Raw genomic sequence first — 16509 nt, forward strand, 5'->3', positions numbered from 1 at the left:
TAATGCTAGGGTTTTTTCATTTCATATGCCGAACAGGCCAACCGAAACCTCAATAAGTTTGTCATGGACGATACGTTGTACTTGTTTCCAATTTAGCGTGTCTTTTGCAGACGGCTGCCCCACGGGTTCACTGATTGTGTATTCTCAAACCGACATAACGAGTTTTGAGATACTTGGCTTCGACTAAGCCAGACTTTTTCGCTGCTTAATGAATATCTTCATTTTTGATATCAAAACAGTCTAGGATATTCCCATGATAGGACGAGTAAATTGTGGTAGTTAAGAGGGTTTGAATGGGGTCACTACTTTGATAACGAGCGCGATATTTAGGTCTTTGAGCGCGAAGCTCATGCGAGAGCGAGTAGCAGTGATGGTTCAAAATGGCTCCCATTGAGTAATGGGAGCAGGCTTAGACTATGCGACGTTTTTATTTACAATCGTGAGGATTTTCTTTGAAACCTCATGAGCAGCTTGAGTTAAATTCTGTTGCTCAAGTACTTCGGTTAGATAGCCGTAATCATTGAGGTCTGTTCTAATAGTCAGCGCCTTTTCAAGGTACTGCTGAGCATTAACCCAGTTCTTTTCCTTCATTAAAAGCCGTGCTAAGGCACTATTTGCGCCAGCATTATTAGGGTCTTTCTTCAAATGACTTTCGAGAAAATCAAACAAGCACTGATTATCTGAAAACTTGAGGTCAGGGATAAATCGAAACAAGGTAGATGGCGAAGATTTGTTGATATTTTCTTTGATAAGCTTAAACGCTTCGGTATCTGCCTTGTGAAAAATAAGTAGGCTACAAAGATGTTCTATTAATTTAATGTTTTTTTTCGTTCCTCTTGATTGGGAGTCCCAAAAGTTGATCAGGCCTTCCTTGCCGTTTCGACGGGCAATATCATCAAGTAAGCCACACCTTGCCATCTGCTCGATATCCATTTTTTCCTGCTGAGTGATAACTTTTTCTTTCACCAGTTTAGGAGCTAGATCCAGTAATGGTTGCCACATTTTTAATTGTACATAGGATTGCTTAAGTAAGGCGAGCACAATGACATTGCGAGGAAATGTTTTAAATAACGGCTCGAGTGTTTGGTAGGCAAGATCGTAGTCTTGCGCGCGAATGTATTGTTTGGATCTGGTTATTTCTACCGCAAGACGAGAGTTTTCTTGCTGTGAGGCAAGTTCTAGGTAGTGATCGCGGTCCTGGTGATTTCCTCTGCTTTCTGCTGCTTCAGAAGCAACAAGGTAACACAATAATGGCATATCATGATGATTGACATGGCGAGTAACATTTTTTTCAGCGAGTTTAAAGTTACCTTCCAGGAATTGAATGATCCCTTCATTAGTCAACGCGCGAGCTTGCCGGACTTTGCGTCGACCAAAAAACTCACAACTTTCTGAACTAAAGCGCCAAACTTTTTTAATAAGTTTACTGAGCAACAGTATCCCAGTGATTAGCATGATGAAGACAACGAGTAAGGTTGTAACGCTCATTTCAATGGCAGTATTGGCTATCGCAATAAAGACATATCCTTGTTGACCAGCTGACTGTGTCCCCACGTAGAGCCCCAAGCCAATAAAGATGAAAAGAACTATAAGTCTTAACATTATTTGTCCTCCGCTATTACGGTGGTGACTTGCCTACTCAAACGCTCTTGAATGATCTCAGCGATTTGTTGTTGTGCTTCGAGCTTCTCGGGATATTCAACAGTGATGTTTTCTACAGCCAGTTGTTTGAGAGCGTTGTGGAACGATTGCACACTAATTTCGTCGTTGTTGAAATAGGTATTGGTCCATTGATCAGCGATATCGAGTGCCCTCGAGTAAATATCTTGTTCTTCGACATAAATAGCGCGAATCGCCGTTTCTAGCTTTGCCTTTAGGTTTTCTGTTAGATAAAAGTGCTGCTGAGGTGAGAGCAGTGGGGTGATATTACCTTCAGTACTTCTCACCTTGATGAAGTCTTTCGAAAAATCTTTTATAGAAATAAGAAGATTTGTTTTCCAGTCATTGATGTCTTCTGAAACGCTCTTGCGCTCTTCTTTTTTGATATCAGATGCGAAGGAGTGTGTTAACGGGAGAGTGTCGACTTGTTGCTGCAATGCCATCAATTTTAATGCAAGGCCTTCTCTATCGAATTTGGGCGTCGCTTTGAGTTTGACGATATCTTTAGCTATTGATTTTCTGAGCGTATCTAAGCTTGGGTCATTTAAGGTTGCAATGCGCTGATCAGCACTTTCCATTAACCGAGTGGCACTTATGGTGTCATGTTCAAAAAACAATTTGCGTCCAGCGAGTTTAATTAAGTAGTCAGCTTCGGCAAGCAGCCAGTCGTTAGGGCGTCGTCCTTTGACATCAGAGAGCTCCACTTGCAGACTCCTGATGCTTTTTTGCTGCTGTTCTAAAGATGTTTCAGTTTTTAAATTAATCTGCTTTGCTTGGTCGAGCGTTTGTTGTTGTGTATTGGCTAATTCAGCATTTATTGCTTGTTGAGATTGAGCGAGTTGCTTTTGCAGTTCACCGATTTTGCTTTGATATTTGTCATTCATTTGTTGAACTTTGTAGATTAGAGCTCCACCAATGAGTAATGAAAGAATGATCGCAGCTGTGCTTAATTTGGATGTGGTGGGTCTGGCCGCTTTTTGTGCTGTTCTTGAGGGCTTATCTTCACTTATTTTTGCATCATTATCGGCGGCTCCTTCACTTTCCATATGACTCTTTACACTGGTGGAATTTTTTTCCTGATTTTTTGAGAGGTCATTGTTCTTATTTGCCATTTTCATTGTCCTGTTTGACTTGGCTGGAGAGCAGCCAACAATGCTGAGTTAGAGGCACCGAATGTCGTGGTTATTGCGGTAAAACCGAGTTGATATGCCAGCTTTGCAATTCGTTCGCTGGGTACATAAAGGTGCCGTTGATATAGCCATTTTCTCTGGTCTAAGGTCATCTTAGAGGTAAAGTGTTCGAGTTGCTCTTTGCTTGTGACCACCAGTTGAGAAACGTTATTTTTTTCCCAAATAGGTATGAGTCTATCGGCATCAAAAGCCAGTTTCTGACGACGGTAGACTTGATGGTATTGAACGCTAGCGCCGCGTTGTGTGAGGGTTTTATATATGAGCTCTCTTCCCCCATTACCGCGTAATATGAGAGCTTTTTGATTGCTAATATTATTTAACTGAGGCAAAGCTAACAGATGCTCACTATCGTTGATGTTTGGACAGTGTACTTTTTGTTGTGATGCCATGCTCAATGCGTGTGCGGTTTTTTGACCGATAGCAAAGTAAACTTTGGCTGGCCATTGTTCTTTTTGTTGCTCAAAATAATTATCTACGGCAGTAACAGCATGTTGACTAACGGCAAGTATGATATCCACGGTTTTCATTTGTTCACACAAACCATCTAAACGTTGTTCGTGTTGAATTTCAATCAAAGGTAAGTGATAACTTTGCACACCGCTGTTAGACAAGGCTCGGCATAAATCTAGTCCTTGTTCTCCGGGCCTTGTCACTAGTACTGCCATAGTCGCTTACTCTTCAGAATGATAAAGCCTTTTAAGGATGTCACGTGCCCCTTTGTCAAGGAGTTGATTGGCAAGCTCAATTCCCAATTGTTCTGCGTCATCACGTTTACCACGGATTTCTCCTCGTACCATTTGTGAACCGTCGGGTTCTCCAACGAGTGCTCTAAGCCATATTTGTTCGCCCTCTAAAACAGAGTAACTTCCTATTGGCACTTGACAGCCACCTTCAAGCGTTAGGTTCATGGCTCTTTCACATTTTACCCGATCGTTGGTATCTCTATCATTTAAAGGAGCGAGTAGGTCAATCAAACGCTGGTCATCAAGGCGGCATTCTATACCGACGGCGCCTTGTCCGACAGCAGGAAGAGATTGCTCTGGTTCTAGGAAGCTCGCGATACGAGATTCAAGTCCAAGACGTTTTAAACCCGCAGCAGCCAAAATGATGGCATCGTATTCACCTGCATCAAGTTTATTGAGTCGCGTGCCCACATTTCCCCGCAACTCTTTCACAATAAGGTCTGGGCGATATTCTTTAATTTGGCATTGTCTGCGCAGGCTGCAAGTCCCAACGATAGCATTGTTAGGAAGAGCATCAATATTCTGATAGTGATTGGACACAAAAGCATCACGAGGGTCTTCGCGCTCACAAATAGTGACCAGTCCGAGTCCTTTGGGGAAATCAACTGGGACGTCTTTCATTGAGTGCACGGCAAGATCGGCCCTTCCTTCTAGCATCGCATTTTCCAGTTCCTTAACGAACAGGCCTTTACCGCCCACTTTTGCTAGAGGAGTATCTAGAATGATATCGCCTTTTGTCACCATAGTGATTAACTCTACTTGTAAGCCAGGGTGAGCTTTGATAAGGGCTTCTTTTACGTAGTTTGCTTGCCACAACGCAAGAGGGCTTTTTCGCGTTGCAATTCGAATTGGGGTACTTTTGATCATAGTTCTTTAGTTGGTAACAAAATTCCTTTCCATCCTACCACTGTCTGACAAAAAAGCATTAGCTCATGTTGGAACAATCTTGCCGTCAATTTGACCTTTTAAAAAATGGCACGAATTATGTGATTTTTGTCTCGTTTATAAAATGCGCTACTATTAGAGGGTTAGCTAAACTTTTTTACTTCGTTGTTGTGGGAGAGAAAAATATTTCTTGGTTATAGCTCACATTTCTTTACCATTGATGGTAAAAGTGATAGATTGATCACGTTTTACTAACACATTGGATGAGTTAGTGGCCAAGCTCCATAATAGGAATTTAAACAAGGAAATTGCCCTTGCAGGCTTACACTGAAATGTTAATCACGAGACTTGATAGGCTTAATCAACAGCGTATAGAACGCGCGTTGACGCTTATGGACTTATCGAGTCAAAGAGTTTTCCATTTAATCCCTGCGTTATTTCATTTCAATTACCAGTCCCTTCCTGGTTTTGTTGACTCAGCAACACCCCAAGGTGTTTTTGATTATTGTGTTAATAAGATTCAAGCAAAATACCTTAGTGAGTTCGAGTCTTTAAACCTTGAAGATGTTAATCCTCATCACCCCTGCGAAATATTAGGTTTATATACGATGGGGAGTACCGCCTCCGTCGGACAAAGCAGCTCCAGTGATCTCGATATATGGGTGTGTATTTCATCTCATATGGATGGGCAAAAAAGAACTTTGTTGGAGGAGAAGTGTGCGGCAATCACCGCTTGGGCTCAAAAGCTAGGCGTTGAAGCTAACTTCTTTCTGATGGATGAGCAACGCTTTCGAACCAAATGTTCTGAGCAATTAAGGGGTGAAAGTTGCGGCTCATCACAGCATTTGCTTCTACTAGATGAATTCTACCGCAGTGCAGTACGCTTGGCGGGTCAGCGTTTGCTGTGGCAAATTGTGCCTCCTGAGATGGAGGAGTGCTACGAGGAATATGTTCGAAACTTATGTGAACGAGGTGGTATTGATTGTTCTCAATGGATTGATTTTGGCCAACTGAATCGCATACCCGCTGAGGAATACTTTGGGTCGAACCTTTGGCAGTTATACAAAAGTATTGACTCTCCATATAAGTCGGTTTTAAAAGCAATATTACTTGAGGCCTATTCTTGGGAGTACCCCAATACGCAGTTGTTAAGCATAGATACGAAACGGCGTTTTTTTACCCAAGAGCCTGATCTGTTTAATACTGATCCTTACTATGTAATGTTGGAAAAAGTCACACGTTACCTCAAGCGAGTGAATGACAATGAGCGTCTGGACTTAGTGAGGCGTTGTTTTTATCTCAAGACCCACGAAAAGCTTTCTCGAGAGGAAAGGTTCGCTCCGAGTGATTGGCGCCGTCAAGCGATGGCTGATATGGTGATGGAGTGGGGCTGGTCTGAAGCGACCATTGCTGAGCTGGATAATCGCCGGCATTGGAAGGTAGAGCAGGTCAAAGTCGTCCATCACGCATTGTTGGATGCATTGATGCACAGCTATCGAAATTTGATCCAGTTCGCTCGACGCAATGATATTACCTCCGCAATAAGTCCACAAGATATCAGCATATTAGCACGTAAGCTATACGCGGCTTTTGAAGTGTTGCCTGGTAAAGTAACATTACTCAATCCCCAAATTTCTCCTGATTTACATGAGGAAGATCTTTCTTTTATTGAGGTGCAGCCGGGTCGGGTAAATAAGCCTGGTTGGTACGTGTACAAAAAGCCCCTTGTTGCCCATCAGCTTATTGGGCAGTCTCCTTTAGAGCACAACGAATACCTTAGTAAATTGGTGGCATGGTCATTTTTTAATGGCTTGATTACTGAATCAACTCGTCTCCACTCTGTAGTGCGAAAAGCTGACTTGGACATTGATAAGTTCTATCAAATGGTGAGTGATCTGCGTAATACTTTTTCTCTGAATAAACGTCGACCCTCATTACAAGCCTTGGCAAGCCCTTGTGAGATAAGTCAGTTAGGTATCTTTATAAACTTTGAGCAAGACCCTACGGCTACCATAAGTAGTAAGCTTTCAAAGCTCGACATAAAAGAAACCGATATTTTTAGTTTTGGCACTAGCCACCGTTGTTTGGTTGGCAGCGTTGATCTCGTCTATCGCAATTCTTGGCATGAAGTCCGTACTCTCCATTTTAGAGGTGAGACTGCTATTCTCGATGCACTAAAAACCGTTTTGGGTAAAATGCACCAGGATGCGCTGCCCCCAGAATCAATTGATGTATTTTGTTATAGTCAGCACTTACGGGGTGTTATGCGCAATATGGTTTATCAATTACTCGCCGAGTGCATTGAATTGCGTTTGAAACCTGTCGATTCTGAGAAACGACGTCGATTCAAAGCCCTACGCATTGGCGATAAAACCTATGGGCTCTTTTTTGAAAGGCGTGGCGTTTCTGTTCAAATGCTTGAAAATGCAATTGATTTTTACCGAAGTATTTCAACCAATAAATTACAGGGTGCACCGTTAAAAGGTATCGATAATCAGTCAAAATCTGCGTTGCCAGAGGTTGTTTTACCTGAAGCTGTTGATGGCTTTGCTAGCGAGGGGTTAATTCAGTTCTTTTTTGAGGATAGTGAACAAGGCTTTAATTTGTATATATTAGATGAGTCTAATCGTGTCGAAGTGTATCATCAATTCACGGGTGATAAGGATGATATGGTAGCCAGTGTTAATAGTTTCTATACCTCAGTTAATGATGAAAAGACATTCTCTACGCCATTGATTAATTTTAATTTACCGCAGTTTTATCAAATCATTTTGTGCGAAGATGGGGAAACTTGCGTTGTGCCGTACAGTAGTGGCGATGACAGTCACGTGAGAAGCAACAAAATTGCAAACGCGTGAGAGACCACCAAAGAGCCAGAGCTCCTTGGTGTTAATTTTTAAGGCCACTCTATTTCTTCACTGGCGTGTTTTTCACATTCTTCTTTAACCATCTCAAATAATTCAACGCCCGTTTTAGAGCAAATCCACTTGTCTTGTATAAGTCTGAAATGGAATCCGCCAGATTTCGATGCAAGCCATATTTCGTGCATGGGCTCTTGGCGATTAATTATAATCTGGCTACGGTCAGCGAATTCGAGAGTCATCACATTGCCAGACATTTCATAGTCAATATCAGCACCTGAATTATCTATCGATTCTTCAATCATTTGCATCTGATTATCTACTAACTGATGAAATTCAGTATCGTTCATCTTGCCTGTCCTATTGCTTTTCTTGATTGTGGTGCGATTATAGAGGGCATTGACATAATAATCACGATTCAAACGATGAAAAAATTACTCTTTACCCTATTTATCCTCTCAGTCGTTGGTTTGGTTGGTTGTGGCCAAACTGGTCCACTTTATATGCCGGATGATGCTCAAAAAAATGAGCAGACCTCACAATAACTAAAGTATTAAAAATATAAGGGAATGAACTGTGGACTATTTTAATTACCAAAGTGATGGCCAGCTCTGGGCTGAGGATGTGGCATTAACTACTCTTGCTGAACAATATGGTACCCCACTTTATGTATACTCTAGAGCGACATTAGAGCGTCATTGGAATGCGTTTGACAGTGCAGTGGGGGATCACCCACATTTGGTTTGTTATGCGGTTAAAGCTAACTCTAACTTAGGAGTGCTTAATACGCTTGCGCGTCTGGGCTCTGGGTTTGATATTGTATCCGGTGGAGAATTAGAGCGCGTTATTGCTGCGGGTGGTGACCCTAAGAAAGTTGTATTTTCAGGAGTAGGAAAAACCCGTGCTGAGATGAAGAGGGCTCTGGAACTTGGCATCAAGTGCTTTAATGTTGAATCTGAGCCTGAGCTAGAACGCTTGAACCAAGTCGCTGGTGAACTTGGTGTTGTTGCCCCGATATCATTGCGCATAAATCCAGATGTCGATGCAAAAACCCATCCTTATATCTCCACTGGTCTAAGAGATAATAAGTTTGGTATTGCTTTTGAGCGTGCGTCAACTGTGTATGATTTTGCACAAAGTCTACCCCACTTAAGCATTAAAGGTATTGACTGTCATATCGGCTCTCAGTTGACAGAGATTGAACCGTTTATTGATGCTACTGATCGGCTTTTAAAACTCATTGATGATTTAAAGACCCAAGGTATAAATATACGCCATCTCGATGTAGGTGGAGGTTTAGGTGTTGTCTATCGCGATGAATTACCCCCACAACCTTCTGATTATGCCAAAGCCCTATTGGCGCGTTTAGATGGTCATAAAGAGTTAGAACTGATTTTTGAGCCTGGTCGAGCAATCGCTGCAAATGCAGGTATTTTATTGACGCGTGTTGAGTTTCTGAAACACACCGAACATAAAAACTTTGCAATTATCGACGCAGCGATGAATGATCTGATGCGTCCTGCCCTCTACCAAGCATGGCAAGAAATTGTACCAGTTGTACCACGTAAAGGGGAGACGCAGACTTACGACTTAGTCGGTCCCATTTGTGAAACGGGGGACTTTCTAGGCAAAGATCGAGAGCTTGTTTTACGAGAAGGCGACCTGCTTGCAGTACGTTCCTCGGGTGCGTATGGTTTTGTTATGGCCTCTAATTACAACACACGCGTTCGTTCGGCTGAAGTAATGGTTGATGGCCATAAAACGCACCTCGTACGACAGAGAGAAGAGCTGGAGAGTTTGTGGGCTCTTGAACACATAATTCCGGAGTGATTGAAGCTTTATGCATTTCCATTTTTCTAAGATGCACGGTTTGGGTAATGACTTTGTCGTTGTTGACTGCATTACGCAAAATGTCTTTTTTTCTCCTGATTTGATTCGTAGATTGGCGGATCGTAATACTGGTATTGGTTTTGACCAGCTACTTATTGTTGAAGCTCCATACGATCCAGAAACAGATTTTCATTACCGAATTTTCAATTCGGATGGTGGTGAAGTTGAGCAATGTGGCAATGGCGCACGATGCTTCGCTCGCTTTGTTCGTATGAAAGGGTTAACCAATAAATACAGAATAAGTGTTAGCACCAAAAAGGGTAAGATAATTCTCAATATAGGGGATGATGACCAGGTTACCGTTAACATGGGAGTCCCTGAATTTGAACCATCAAAGATACCATTCAAGGCGAAACAGCGAGAAAAAACCTATATTTTAAGGGCACAAGATAAAACCTTGTTTTGTGGTGCTGTGAGTCTCGGTAATCCTCATGTGGTCACTGTAGTTGAAGAATTAAGTGATGCGCTTATCGATGAAATTGGCCCGGTGCTCGAGTCTCATGAACGTTTTCCAGAGCGCGTTAATGCTGGTTTCATGAAAGTGCTGAGCCGCAGTGAAATCAAATTACGTGTTTATGAGCGTGGGGCTGGTGAGACTCAAGCATGTGGTACAGGGGCTTGCGCGGCCGTTGCAGTCGGTATTGCGCAAGGTCTATTGGATGAGAACGTCACGGTACATCTGCCCGGTGGTACGCTTAAAATTGCGTGGCAGGGTGATGGTGAGCCACTCTATATGACAGGGCCAGCCTCTCATGTCTTTGACGGACAACTGACATGCTAAGCAGAAAATAAGGAAACGATTTGGCACACAATACAATAGAGGTACTTTCGGATCAGGCCGTTGTTGATTATTTAACGGAGCATCCTGATTTTTTTACTCAGCACTCATATTTATTAGATAAGCTAGATTTATCTCAGCGACATCAAGGGACGGTTTCTCTTGTTCACATGCAACTGAGTCGGCAGCGTCAACGTATTGATGAACTTGAGGAAGAAATTTCAGCGTTAATGTCGTTGGCAAAGAGTAACGATCGAACTTTCCATGCTTTTATGTCACTTCAAGAGAAAATTTTACAGTGTGATAATTTATCTTCCGTTATTAGATCGATTGAAGAAATGGCTTCATCACTCGAGCTACACGCGTACGTCAGATTGATTAACAGTGAGCAAAAGCCCAACTTATTGAATGAGAATTATCAAAGGTTTGCAATTAGACATCTTAACGGAAAGGGGACTTACTTAGGGCGTCTGAGGAAAGTTGATCGGGAACTCTTGCTCAGTGAATCTGATGTGTATCCTGAGTTAGGTTCGTATGCGGTGATACCTCTACATAGAACAACGCTACAAGGCGTGTTGATCTTTTCAAGCCAAGATGGTGGTCACTTTGAGCCCAGTATGGATACTCTTTTTTTGCGCCATTTAGCACTGACCCTTTCTAATCTCATCGATACATTACCATGGCAGAGTGATAATCATGACAGAATCATTAGTCCCTCTTCCTAGCCGTCTTCAAGACCCTTTGGTCAATTTCTATGAGTACTTGCGTGCTGAAAAAGGTTTAAGCTTGCATACTCAGCGAAATTATAAGCAGCAACTTGAGACGATGGCCTTTCAATTGGTGCAGTTGGGTATTGAAGATTGGTCTAGTGTCGATGCGGCTTGGGTAAGACAACTTGCCAGTAAAGGAATGCGTGATGGTATGAAAGCGAGTAGTTTGGCTACCCGATTATCATCACTGCGTGCGTTTTTTGACTTTTTAATCCTACGAGGTGAAATTGCTGCTAACCCTGCCAAAGGGGTGTCTGCTCCGAGGAAGAAGCGGCCTTTACCCAAAAATCTCGATGTTGATGAAGTGAATCAGTTACTGGAGGTGGATGAAGACGATCCACTTGCAGTGCGCGACCGTGCAATAATGGAATTGATGTATGGTGCAGGTCTTCGCTTGGCTGAACTGGTTAATGTGGATTTAAAAGATATTCGCACTAGCCGAGGCGAGTTAAGAGTTGTTGGTAAAGGTGAAAAAGAACGTAAAGTTCCCTTTGCCGGACAAGCGGTGATTTGGGTTGAAAAATGGTTGAGGGTACGTGGCCAGTTGTCAGACCCTAATGAATCTGCATTGTTTGTCTCAAAATTAGGGGGGCGAATTTCCCATCGAAGTGTACAAAAGCGCATGGCTGAGTGGGGCCAAAAACAAGCGGTTTCGAGTCATATTAGCCCACATAAGCTGAGGCACTCATTCGCCACACATATGCTTGAGTCGAGTCAAAATCTTCGTGCCGTTCAGGAATTGCTGGGCCATGAAAATATTTCAACGACACAAATCTATACCCATCTTGACTTTCAGCATCTTGCTGAGGTTTATGACCAAGCTCACCCCAGAGCGCGAAAAAAAGGCAGAAAAGAATGAAGTTTTTTCGTCGCTTGGCTCCCATGAAGGCACTGACGTTCGACTTAGATGATACTTTGTACGATAACGCTCCTGTTATTCGTCAACTCGAGGTGAAATTGTCCTCTTGGCTAAATAAGTATCATCCCATTACGGCAGGCCAATCGACATTGTGGTGGCAAGCGATAAAGCGTGATCTCGCCAATAATGACCCTTGGTTGCTGCATGATGTTACGCTATGGCGTTTTAAGGTGATTGAAGAAGGGTTATACCGACTGGGCTATGATCAAGACCAAGCTAGATTAGCTGCTGAGGAGGCTATAGGTTGGGTTTTGAAATGGCGCAGTGATGTTTGTGTTCCGAGAGAATCTCATTACGTTCTGACGGAATTGAGTAAAAAATTACCCTTGATAGCCATTACCAATGGTAATGTGAACCTTGAACAGATTGGTCTGGCTGGTTATTTTTCGTTAGTGTTGAAAGCAGGTCCTGATGGCTTTGCGAAACCTGAAAGTGATATGTTCCAAAAAGCTCAGCAGTTTTTGGGTGTTCCCCATCAAAATATCTTGCATGTGGGGGACCATCTCAACTCCGACGTACTGGGCGCAAAACAAAGTGGATTCCAGGCGTGTTGGTATAACAACGGCTCGCAAGATAGCTATCAATCAATCAAAGCACGACTTTTGCCTGATGTTGAAATTTCACAACTAAATCAATTGCTTGATCTGAATTATAATTAATGATTTGTTTTCAAAGAGTGGCCACTCTTGTCTGCCTTAAAAGCCAAGGTGTAATGGTTGAGAAAGTCCAGCAGTTGTGTCGCATCTTCGTTATATCCAAGTTCAGTGAGTAATTGACACCCTACCTCTAACGTACAAAGGTTTCCTTTGGCTTGATTTCTACGTAAGTGATAAACCGAGTTGTTGGAAGGGGTTAGCGTGATTGCTGGTAAGTTATTTAACCAGGCTGTTTGACGCAGCATTTTTCTTACCTCCTGCCAAGTACCATCGAGAATGATAAATAAAGGCTTTTTACTGTTGTGGTTTTGTCTTGCCTGAAGCATTTCAATATTCATACTGCTTGGCTTTGGGAAGAGTAGATAAACTTCGAAGTCACCAGTTTCAATCAAATCAACGAGTTCTGGACACGGTGAGGTTCGTTGCCACAAGTGAGTTGTGGCATTGATAAAACTTTTGCCTAACCAGTGGCCTGTGTTAGTGTCTCGCCCGAGTTCATTTTGATGAATGACGAGCGCTATATTGATCTCTGCTGATGTACTGGGCAAATACTGGCAGACACACTGATAGCGCAGTTTGCAATCTGGGCATGGTTGGGGATGTGAAGCTTTCACAAGGTAATGCCTTCTTGATGCGGTGTGAGGCCATCGGCAAATAATTGTATTGGGCTTATCTTATCGTAGTCAGCAATCGGGGCTAAACTTGGGTTTAGTGGGTATTCTGAACCATTAAATCTCAGAGTATGCTGGTTTGGTATCGCACCACCGCCACTGACGAATAAGACCAAGTCTTGCCACTGCTGGTGACGCTCAGAACCAAGATTAATGGGAGTATTAACCAAGGTGACTTTGCTATTAAACTGCCATGTTTTTTGTCCATTCTCGAAAATCAGCAGGGTACAACCGCCAGAACCACACCAGTCTAACTGAACTAGCAACTCATTTTTTCCGTCGTGATTAAGATCGTAGGTCAGCCAGCGATAGCGTGTTCCAGCTGCATCGATATTTTGTTCGGATAAATACTGGCGTAAGGCTTTATCCACTCTTGAATCAAACTTCGCGCTTGAGTTGATCCGCTGTGGATTACCGCTCATTGTAACGGGTTTTTCCTTATTTAAGGCTTGATCCACTTTAAAAAGTATCAGACCGCCTTGTGCCATCTCGTAGACCATATTACCCACTTTTTCGTGAGTTGCTTTTAGTGTTGTCCCTGTTCTAGAAAATAGCCGCTCGGACACTAAAGGCTGATTTTGGTGATGGGTCATCATGACTTGAATTTGTGAATGATTGAGCCTTTGCCAAAAACCTCTCTCTATAGAGTTAGGTTGTCCGTCGCTGTACTGATAAGTAGTGACGGCACTGTGATCCGCAAATAACTCAAGCGACACTTGGAAATTAGTATTGGTTTTAGATCTGGCTTGGTATAAGCCCAACCAGTTCGAGTCTTCCGCTGTGACTGCGGGAGAACATGAGGTTGGATTGGGTGTGACGATATTAAGGGATTCTGCTTTAAAAATGGCATCGTAATTTGCGGCAAAGCCGTCCGCAGGGCTGCTTAGTTGTAAATAGCCGCTTAATTTCACTTCAACAGGCTGGTAAGGAAAAGAGATAGATTGCTTTAATTTTTCATTTTCTGATCGGCTTACTTTGGCCAAGTCCAACCAATATTGTTTATTGCTACCACAAGGCGTAAATGTGCTCACTTCATGCCCATCGACAATCTGGCCTCGTAGGCTAAAGGTTTGTGGTTGTATACTTGTTGGATTATTCAAGCTAGCTGTGTTTGTCTCTTCGTGAGCAGAATCGTCAGTCCAAGGCATCATTGAGCAGGCTTGTAGTGCAAGTAAAGTAATCAAAGCCGCTGGGTTTCTTAGAGCCTTCATGCTATATCTTTCCTATTCAGAATTACGCGGATTGTACTATGGCATATTGGTTATTCAAAACCGAACCAGACAGTTTTTCTATTGACACCTTAAAGGCGCAAAAAGTTTCATGTTGGGAGGGGGTTCGGAACTATCAGGCACGCAATTTATTACGTGATGAAGTCAAGCTTGGGGATTTAGTCCTTATCTATCATTCTTCCTGTAAAAATGTTGGTGTGGCTGGTGTCGCTCGTGTGGTTAAAGAATCTTACCCAGACTATTTTGCCCATGACGCAGACAGTCCCTATTTTGATCCTAAATCAACGCCAGATAAGCCGCGTTGGTTTATGGTAGATGTGGAATTTGTACGCAAAACTCATCGTCTAATTCCGTTGTCGGTAATGAAATCTATGCCAGAATTGAGTGCAATGCCGCTGGTTAAAAAAGGCAGTCGACTGTCTGTTATGCCTGTGTCTGAAAGTGAGTGGATGGCGATTCTGGATAAAGAAAGTTAAGTCTTGTTGGTCAATTAAGATAGTCGATATTTATCCTAATTGACCCGAAGTTACAGTAGGTTGTCTTTGAGGTATTGCGCAACTGCATGGTCGGCGTTGCTGCCTATCACCTCGTTGTTTGGCAGTGCTGCTTTGACTTTGTAATGTGATGTGGCCATTACAAGCCCTTTTCCAGCCATTTTGAGCATCTCGACATCATTCATGCCGTCGCCAAATGCAATACAGTTATCAAGTTCAAGGTTGAGTGATTTTGCAACAGCCTCAAGAGCTCTGCCTTTTGATACGTTGGCTGCCATTATTTCTAAGCACCAAGGTGTTGAAAACTCAATGGTAAGTACATGCCCAAATTGGTGACGTAGCTTGTCCTCTAAAATAACGAGATGGTCATGATCGTGCTGTGGATGAGTAACGAAAATTTTGGCAATACTTTCTGTCGGTGCACGCAAAGGGTCGAAGTGAGTGTAACTAAAACCAGACTGATTATGGAACTTTGCTAGTTGTTGATCTTCCTTATCGACGAGCCACTTATCATCCTGATATAAATGAATAAAAATTTGTTGATCCGAACTGATCATATCGATCACAGGTTGAACATACTCACAAGGTACATTTTTGCTGAACATAACTTGATCGTTTTGGTCGTGAACGCGAGCGCCATTGGAAGTAATCATGTATGCCGGAATACCCACACTCTGTCGGATACCAGAGACGTCAACATGATGGCGGCCAGTTGCAAATACAAAAGTAAAACCTGCTTGGTGCAAAGCTGATAACGTTTCTTTGGAAAACTCACTCAGTTGGTGGTTAGTATCAAGTAAAGTACCATCTAGGTCAGAGGCAACAATACGAAATTTCTCTTGCTTAGGGACTTCGGTCATATGATTCTATACCTCTACAACATCTATTAACCGGATTAAAGCCAGTCTACCGCATAAGAAAGGGGAAAAAGAGGGTAAACCTTAATGCTGAGTTTTTCCCGTTTTAACTTTGCTCAAAAAAAGTGAGTAAGCTGTCCAGAGTTTGATTTCGAAACTGATCTTGCTCAAATAGAAGTTCATGCTTGGCACCATAGATAATTTTAAAGGCACAAACTCTACTTGTTTTAGCCAGCTTTTTGAGAAATTTCACCTGTGATTGGTTATCAACAATCTCGTCTTCACTCGCTTGTAATACCAGTAAGGGAACTTGTACCTGCCTCGTCATTAAATAACATTGTTTACAAGCGACGAGTGCTTGCCATATCCAACGGGTACTTACACCCCCAACTTGAAACTCAGGATGTTTTTCATACAGATTACGAAACCAATGATAGCGAATCTTGCTGTGGCTCAAACGGTTCTGTTCAAATGCTTTTGATACATAATAAGTTTGTCCTGGTGCTAGAGTCGGTTTGGGGTGGAGTGCGGTTAGGAGCTGGCCGAGAGATGAAGCGATAGGCTTTAAATACCAAGGTAAGTTGATCCCAAACATGGGTGCAGTCAGAGCGATTGATTGAAAGGGGTGCGAATGAGTTTGTACATAACGAGTGATGATATTGCCGCCCATTGAGTGGCCTAAAGCATAACACTTGTTGTACTTTGACAAGTCGAACTCTTTCAACAAACAATCAAGATCTTTCACATAATCATCAAATTCATTAATATGGCCAATGGTGTGGTTATTGACTAGAGACTCAGACCAGCCTTGACCACGGTGATCATAAGAATAGATATCGTAACCCAATTGAAATAAGTCATAAAAGAGCTCTTGATATTTAGCACAACATTCAATGCGCCCATTAAT

At 42.6% G+C, this 16509-nt stretch carries 18 protein-coding genes; 9 read left to right on the forward strand and 9 right to left on the reverse strand.

Features of this window, described 5'->3' with window-relative positions; all coding sequences use genetic code 11:
- Nucleotides 1–187, forward strand: a 187-nt coding sequence (locus RH40_RS20990) for a hypothetical protein (RefSeq protein ID WP_206536094.1), incomplete at its 5' end; no start/stop codon positions are given.
- A 227-nt stretch (nucleotides 188–414) separates the two neighbouring features.
- On the opposite strand, the gene RH40_RS14660 is transcribed toward RH40_RS20990, so the two are convergent.
- The 4 genes from RH40_RS14660 to hemC are packed head-to-tail and all read right to left on the reverse strand — an operon-like array spanning nucleotide 415 to nucleotide 4459.
- The gene (locus tag RH40_RS14660) at nucleotides 415–1602 is read right to left on the reverse strand and encodes a heme biosynthesis HemY N-terminal domain-containing protein (protein WP_009602390.1); all 1188 of its coding nucleotides are present in this window, start codon (nucleotides 1600–1602) and stop codon (nucleotides 415–417) included.
- On the reverse strand, nucleotides 1602–2771 hold the full coding sequence (locus tag RH40_RS14665) for a uroporphyrinogen-III C-methyltransferase (protein WP_174260326.1): 1170 nt from the start codon (nucleotides 2769–2771) through the stop codon (nucleotides 1602–1604). Before RH40_RS14665 ends, RH40_RS14660 begins: the two co-directional genes overlap by 1 nt.
- A gap of 2 nt (nucleotides 2772–2773) precedes the next feature.
- Entirely contained in the window at nucleotides 2774–3514 is a 741-nt protein-coding gene (locus tag RH40_RS14670) for a uroporphyrinogen-III synthase (RefSeq protein ID WP_009602392.1), read from the reverse strand.
- 6 nt (nucleotides 3515–3520) lie between these two features.
- Nucleotides 3521–4459 carry a hydroxymethylbilane synthase gene (hemC, locus tag RH40_RS14675; RefSeq protein ID WP_009602393.1) on the reverse strand — a complete coding sequence of 313 codons (939 nt, stop codon included), beginning with the start codon at nucleotides 4457–4459 and terminating at the stop codon, nucleotides 3521–3523.
- Nucleotides 4460–4791: 332 nt separating this feature from the next.
- On the opposite strand from hemC, the gene RH40_RS14680 reads away from it, so the two are divergent.
- Nucleotides 4792–7335 (forward strand): class I adenylate cyclase, encoded by a 2544-nt coding sequence (locus RH40_RS14680; protein ID WP_009602394.1) that lies wholly within the window; start codon nucleotides 4792–4794, stop codon nucleotides 7333–7335.
- A 38-nt stretch (nucleotides 7336–7373) separates the two neighbouring features.
- Here RH40_RS14680 and cyaY read toward each other — a convergent pair whose 3' ends face one another.
- On the reverse strand, nucleotides 7374–7688 hold the full coding sequence (gene cyaY, locus RH40_RS14685) for an iron donor protein CyaY (RefSeq protein ID WP_009602395.1): 315 nt from the start codon (nucleotides 7686–7688) through the stop codon (nucleotides 7374–7376).
- A 75-nt stretch (nucleotides 7689–7763) separates the two neighbouring features.
- On the opposite strand from cyaY, the gene lptM reads away from it, so the two are divergent.
- Genes lptM through yigB form a run of 6 tightly spaced genes read left to right on the forward strand, consistent with a single transcriptional unit; the run spans nucleotide 7764 to nucleotide 12354 of the window.
- Nucleotides 7764–7883 carry an LPS translocon maturation chaperone LptM gene (lptM, locus tag RH40_RS21325; protein WP_422636333.1) on the forward strand — a complete coding sequence of 40 codons (120 nt, stop codon included), beginning with the start codon at nucleotides 7764–7766 and terminating at the stop codon, nucleotides 7881–7883.
- Nucleotides 7884–7914: 31 nt separating this feature from the next.
- The gene (gene lysA / locus RH40_RS14695) at nucleotides 7915–9168 is read left to right on the forward strand and encodes a diaminopimelate decarboxylase (RefSeq protein ID WP_009602397.1); all 1254 of its coding nucleotides are present in this window, start codon (nucleotides 7915–7917) and stop codon (nucleotides 9166–9168) included.
- A 10-nt stretch (nucleotides 9169–9178) separates the two neighbouring features.
- Complete coding sequence (dapF, locus tag RH40_RS14700) at nucleotides 9179–10009, forward strand: diaminopimelate epimerase (protein WP_009602398.1); 831 nt, start codon at nucleotides 9179–9181, stop codon at nucleotides 10007–10009.
- 20 nt (nucleotides 10010–10029) lie between these two features.
- A complete protein-coding gene (locus tag RH40_RS14705) occupies nucleotides 10030–10731 on the forward strand; it encodes a DUF484 family protein (protein WP_009602399.1) in 702 nt (233 codons plus the stop codon).
- Nucleotides 10703–11635, forward strand: coding sequence for a tyrosine recombinase XerC (gene xerC / locus RH40_RS14710; RefSeq protein WP_009602400.1), 933 nt, complete (start codon nucleotides 10703–10705; stop codon nucleotides 11633–11635). Before RH40_RS14705 ends, xerC begins: the two co-directional genes overlap by 29 nt.
- The gene (gene yigB, locus RH40_RS14715; protein WP_009602401.1) at nucleotides 11632–12354 is read left to right on the forward strand and encodes a 5-amino-6-(5-phospho-D-ribitylamino)uracil phosphatase YigB; all 723 of its coding nucleotides are present in this window, start codon (nucleotides 11632–11634) and stop codon (nucleotides 12352–12354) included. The genes xerC and yigB overlap by 4 nt, the downstream gene beginning before the upstream one ends.
- Here yigB and RH40_RS14720 read toward each other — a convergent pair.
- Both RH40_RS14720 and RH40_RS14725 read right to left on the reverse strand, forming a co-directional pair.
- The gene (locus tag RH40_RS14720) at nucleotides 12351–12965 is read right to left on the reverse strand and encodes a tRNA-uridine aminocarboxypropyltransferase (RefSeq protein ID WP_009602402.1); all 615 of its coding nucleotides are present in this window, start codon (nucleotides 12963–12965) and stop codon (nucleotides 12351–12353) included. The two genes, yigB and RH40_RS14720, sit on opposite strands and share 4 nt — an antisense overlap.
- Nucleotides 12962–14233 carry a COG3650 family protein gene (locus RH40_RS14725; RefSeq protein WP_009602403.1) on the reverse strand — a complete coding sequence of 424 codons (1272 nt, stop codon included), beginning with the start codon at nucleotides 14231–14233 and terminating at the stop codon, nucleotides 12962–12964. The genes RH40_RS14720 and RH40_RS14725 overlap by 4 nt, the downstream gene beginning before the upstream one ends.
- A 38-nt stretch (nucleotides 14234–14271) precedes the next feature.
- Here RH40_RS14725 and RH40_RS14730 point away from each other — a divergent pair, with 38 nt between their 5' ends.
- Entirely contained in the window at nucleotides 14272–14727 is a 456-nt protein-coding gene (locus RH40_RS14730) for an EVE domain-containing protein (RefSeq protein ID WP_009602404.1), read from the forward strand.
- A gap of 50 nt (nucleotides 14728–14777) precedes the next feature.
- On the opposite strand, the gene RH40_RS14735 is transcribed toward RH40_RS14730, so the two are convergent.
- The gene (locus tag RH40_RS14735; RefSeq protein WP_009602405.1) at nucleotides 14778–15605 is read right to left on the reverse strand and encodes a Cof-type HAD-IIB family hydrolase; all 828 of its coding nucleotides are present in this window, start codon (nucleotides 15603–15605) and stop codon (nucleotides 14778–14780) included.
- Nucleotides 15606–15708: 103 nt separating this feature from the next.
- A complete protein-coding gene (locus tag RH40_RS14740) occupies nucleotides 15709–16509 on the reverse strand; it encodes an alpha/beta fold hydrolase (RefSeq protein WP_009602406.1) in 801 nt (266 codons plus the stop codon).

Origin of the sequence: Vibrio caribbeanicus ATCC BAA-2122 (assembly GCF_000165125.1) — a bacterium.
Lineage (GTDB): Bacteria > Pseudomonadota > Gammaproteobacteria > Enterobacterales > Vibrionaceae > Vibrio > Vibrio caribbeanicus.

Bases quoted from the DNA above. Each gene is read 5' to 3' on its own strand.
- RH40_RS14665 (WP_174260326.1), bottom strand. From the start codon at position 2,771: ATGGCAAATAAGAACAATGACCTCTCAAAAAATCAGGAAAAAAATTCC.
- RH40_RS14730 (WP_009602404.1), top strand. From the start codon at position 14,272: ATGGCATATTGGTTATTCAAAACCGAACCAGACAGTTTTTCTATTGAC.
- xerC (WP_009602400.1), top strand. From the start codon at position 10,703: ATGACAGAATCATTAGTCCCTCTTCCTAGCCGTCTTCAAGACCCTTTG.
- RH40_RS14725 (WP_009602403.1), bottom strand. From the start codon at position 14,233: ATGAAGGCTCTAAGAAACCCAGCGGCTTTGATTACTTTACTTGCACTA.
- RH40_RS14670 (WP_009602392.1), bottom strand. From the start codon at position 3,514: ATGGCAGTACTAGTGACAAGGCCCGGAGAACAAGGACTAGATTTATGC.
- RH40_RS14660 (WP_009602390.1), bottom strand. From the start codon at position 1,602: ATGTTAAGACTTATAGTTCTTTTCATCTTTATTGGCTTGGGGCTCTAC.
- hemC (WP_009602393.1), bottom strand. From the start codon at position 4,459: ATGATCAAAAGTACCCCAATTCGAATTGCAACGCGAAAAAGCCCTCTT.
- lptM (WP_422636333.1), top strand. From the start codon at position 7,764: ATGAAAAAATTACTCTTTACCCTATTTATCCTCTCAGTCGTTGGTTTG.
- yigB (WP_009602401.1), top strand. From the start codon at position 11,632: ATGAAGTTTTTTCGTCGCTTGGCTCCCATGAAGGCACTGACGTTCGAC.
- dapF (WP_009602398.1), top strand. From the start codon at position 9,179: ATGCATTTCCATTTTTCTAAGATGCACGGTTTGGGTAATGACTTTGTC.
- cyaY (WP_009602395.1), bottom strand. From the start codon at position 7,688: ATGAACGATACTGAATTTCATCAGTTAGTAGATAATCAGATGCAAATG.
- RH40_RS14735 (WP_009602405.1), bottom strand. From the start codon at position 15,605: ATGACCGAAGTCCCTAAGCAAGAGAAATTTCGTATTGTTGCCTCTGAC.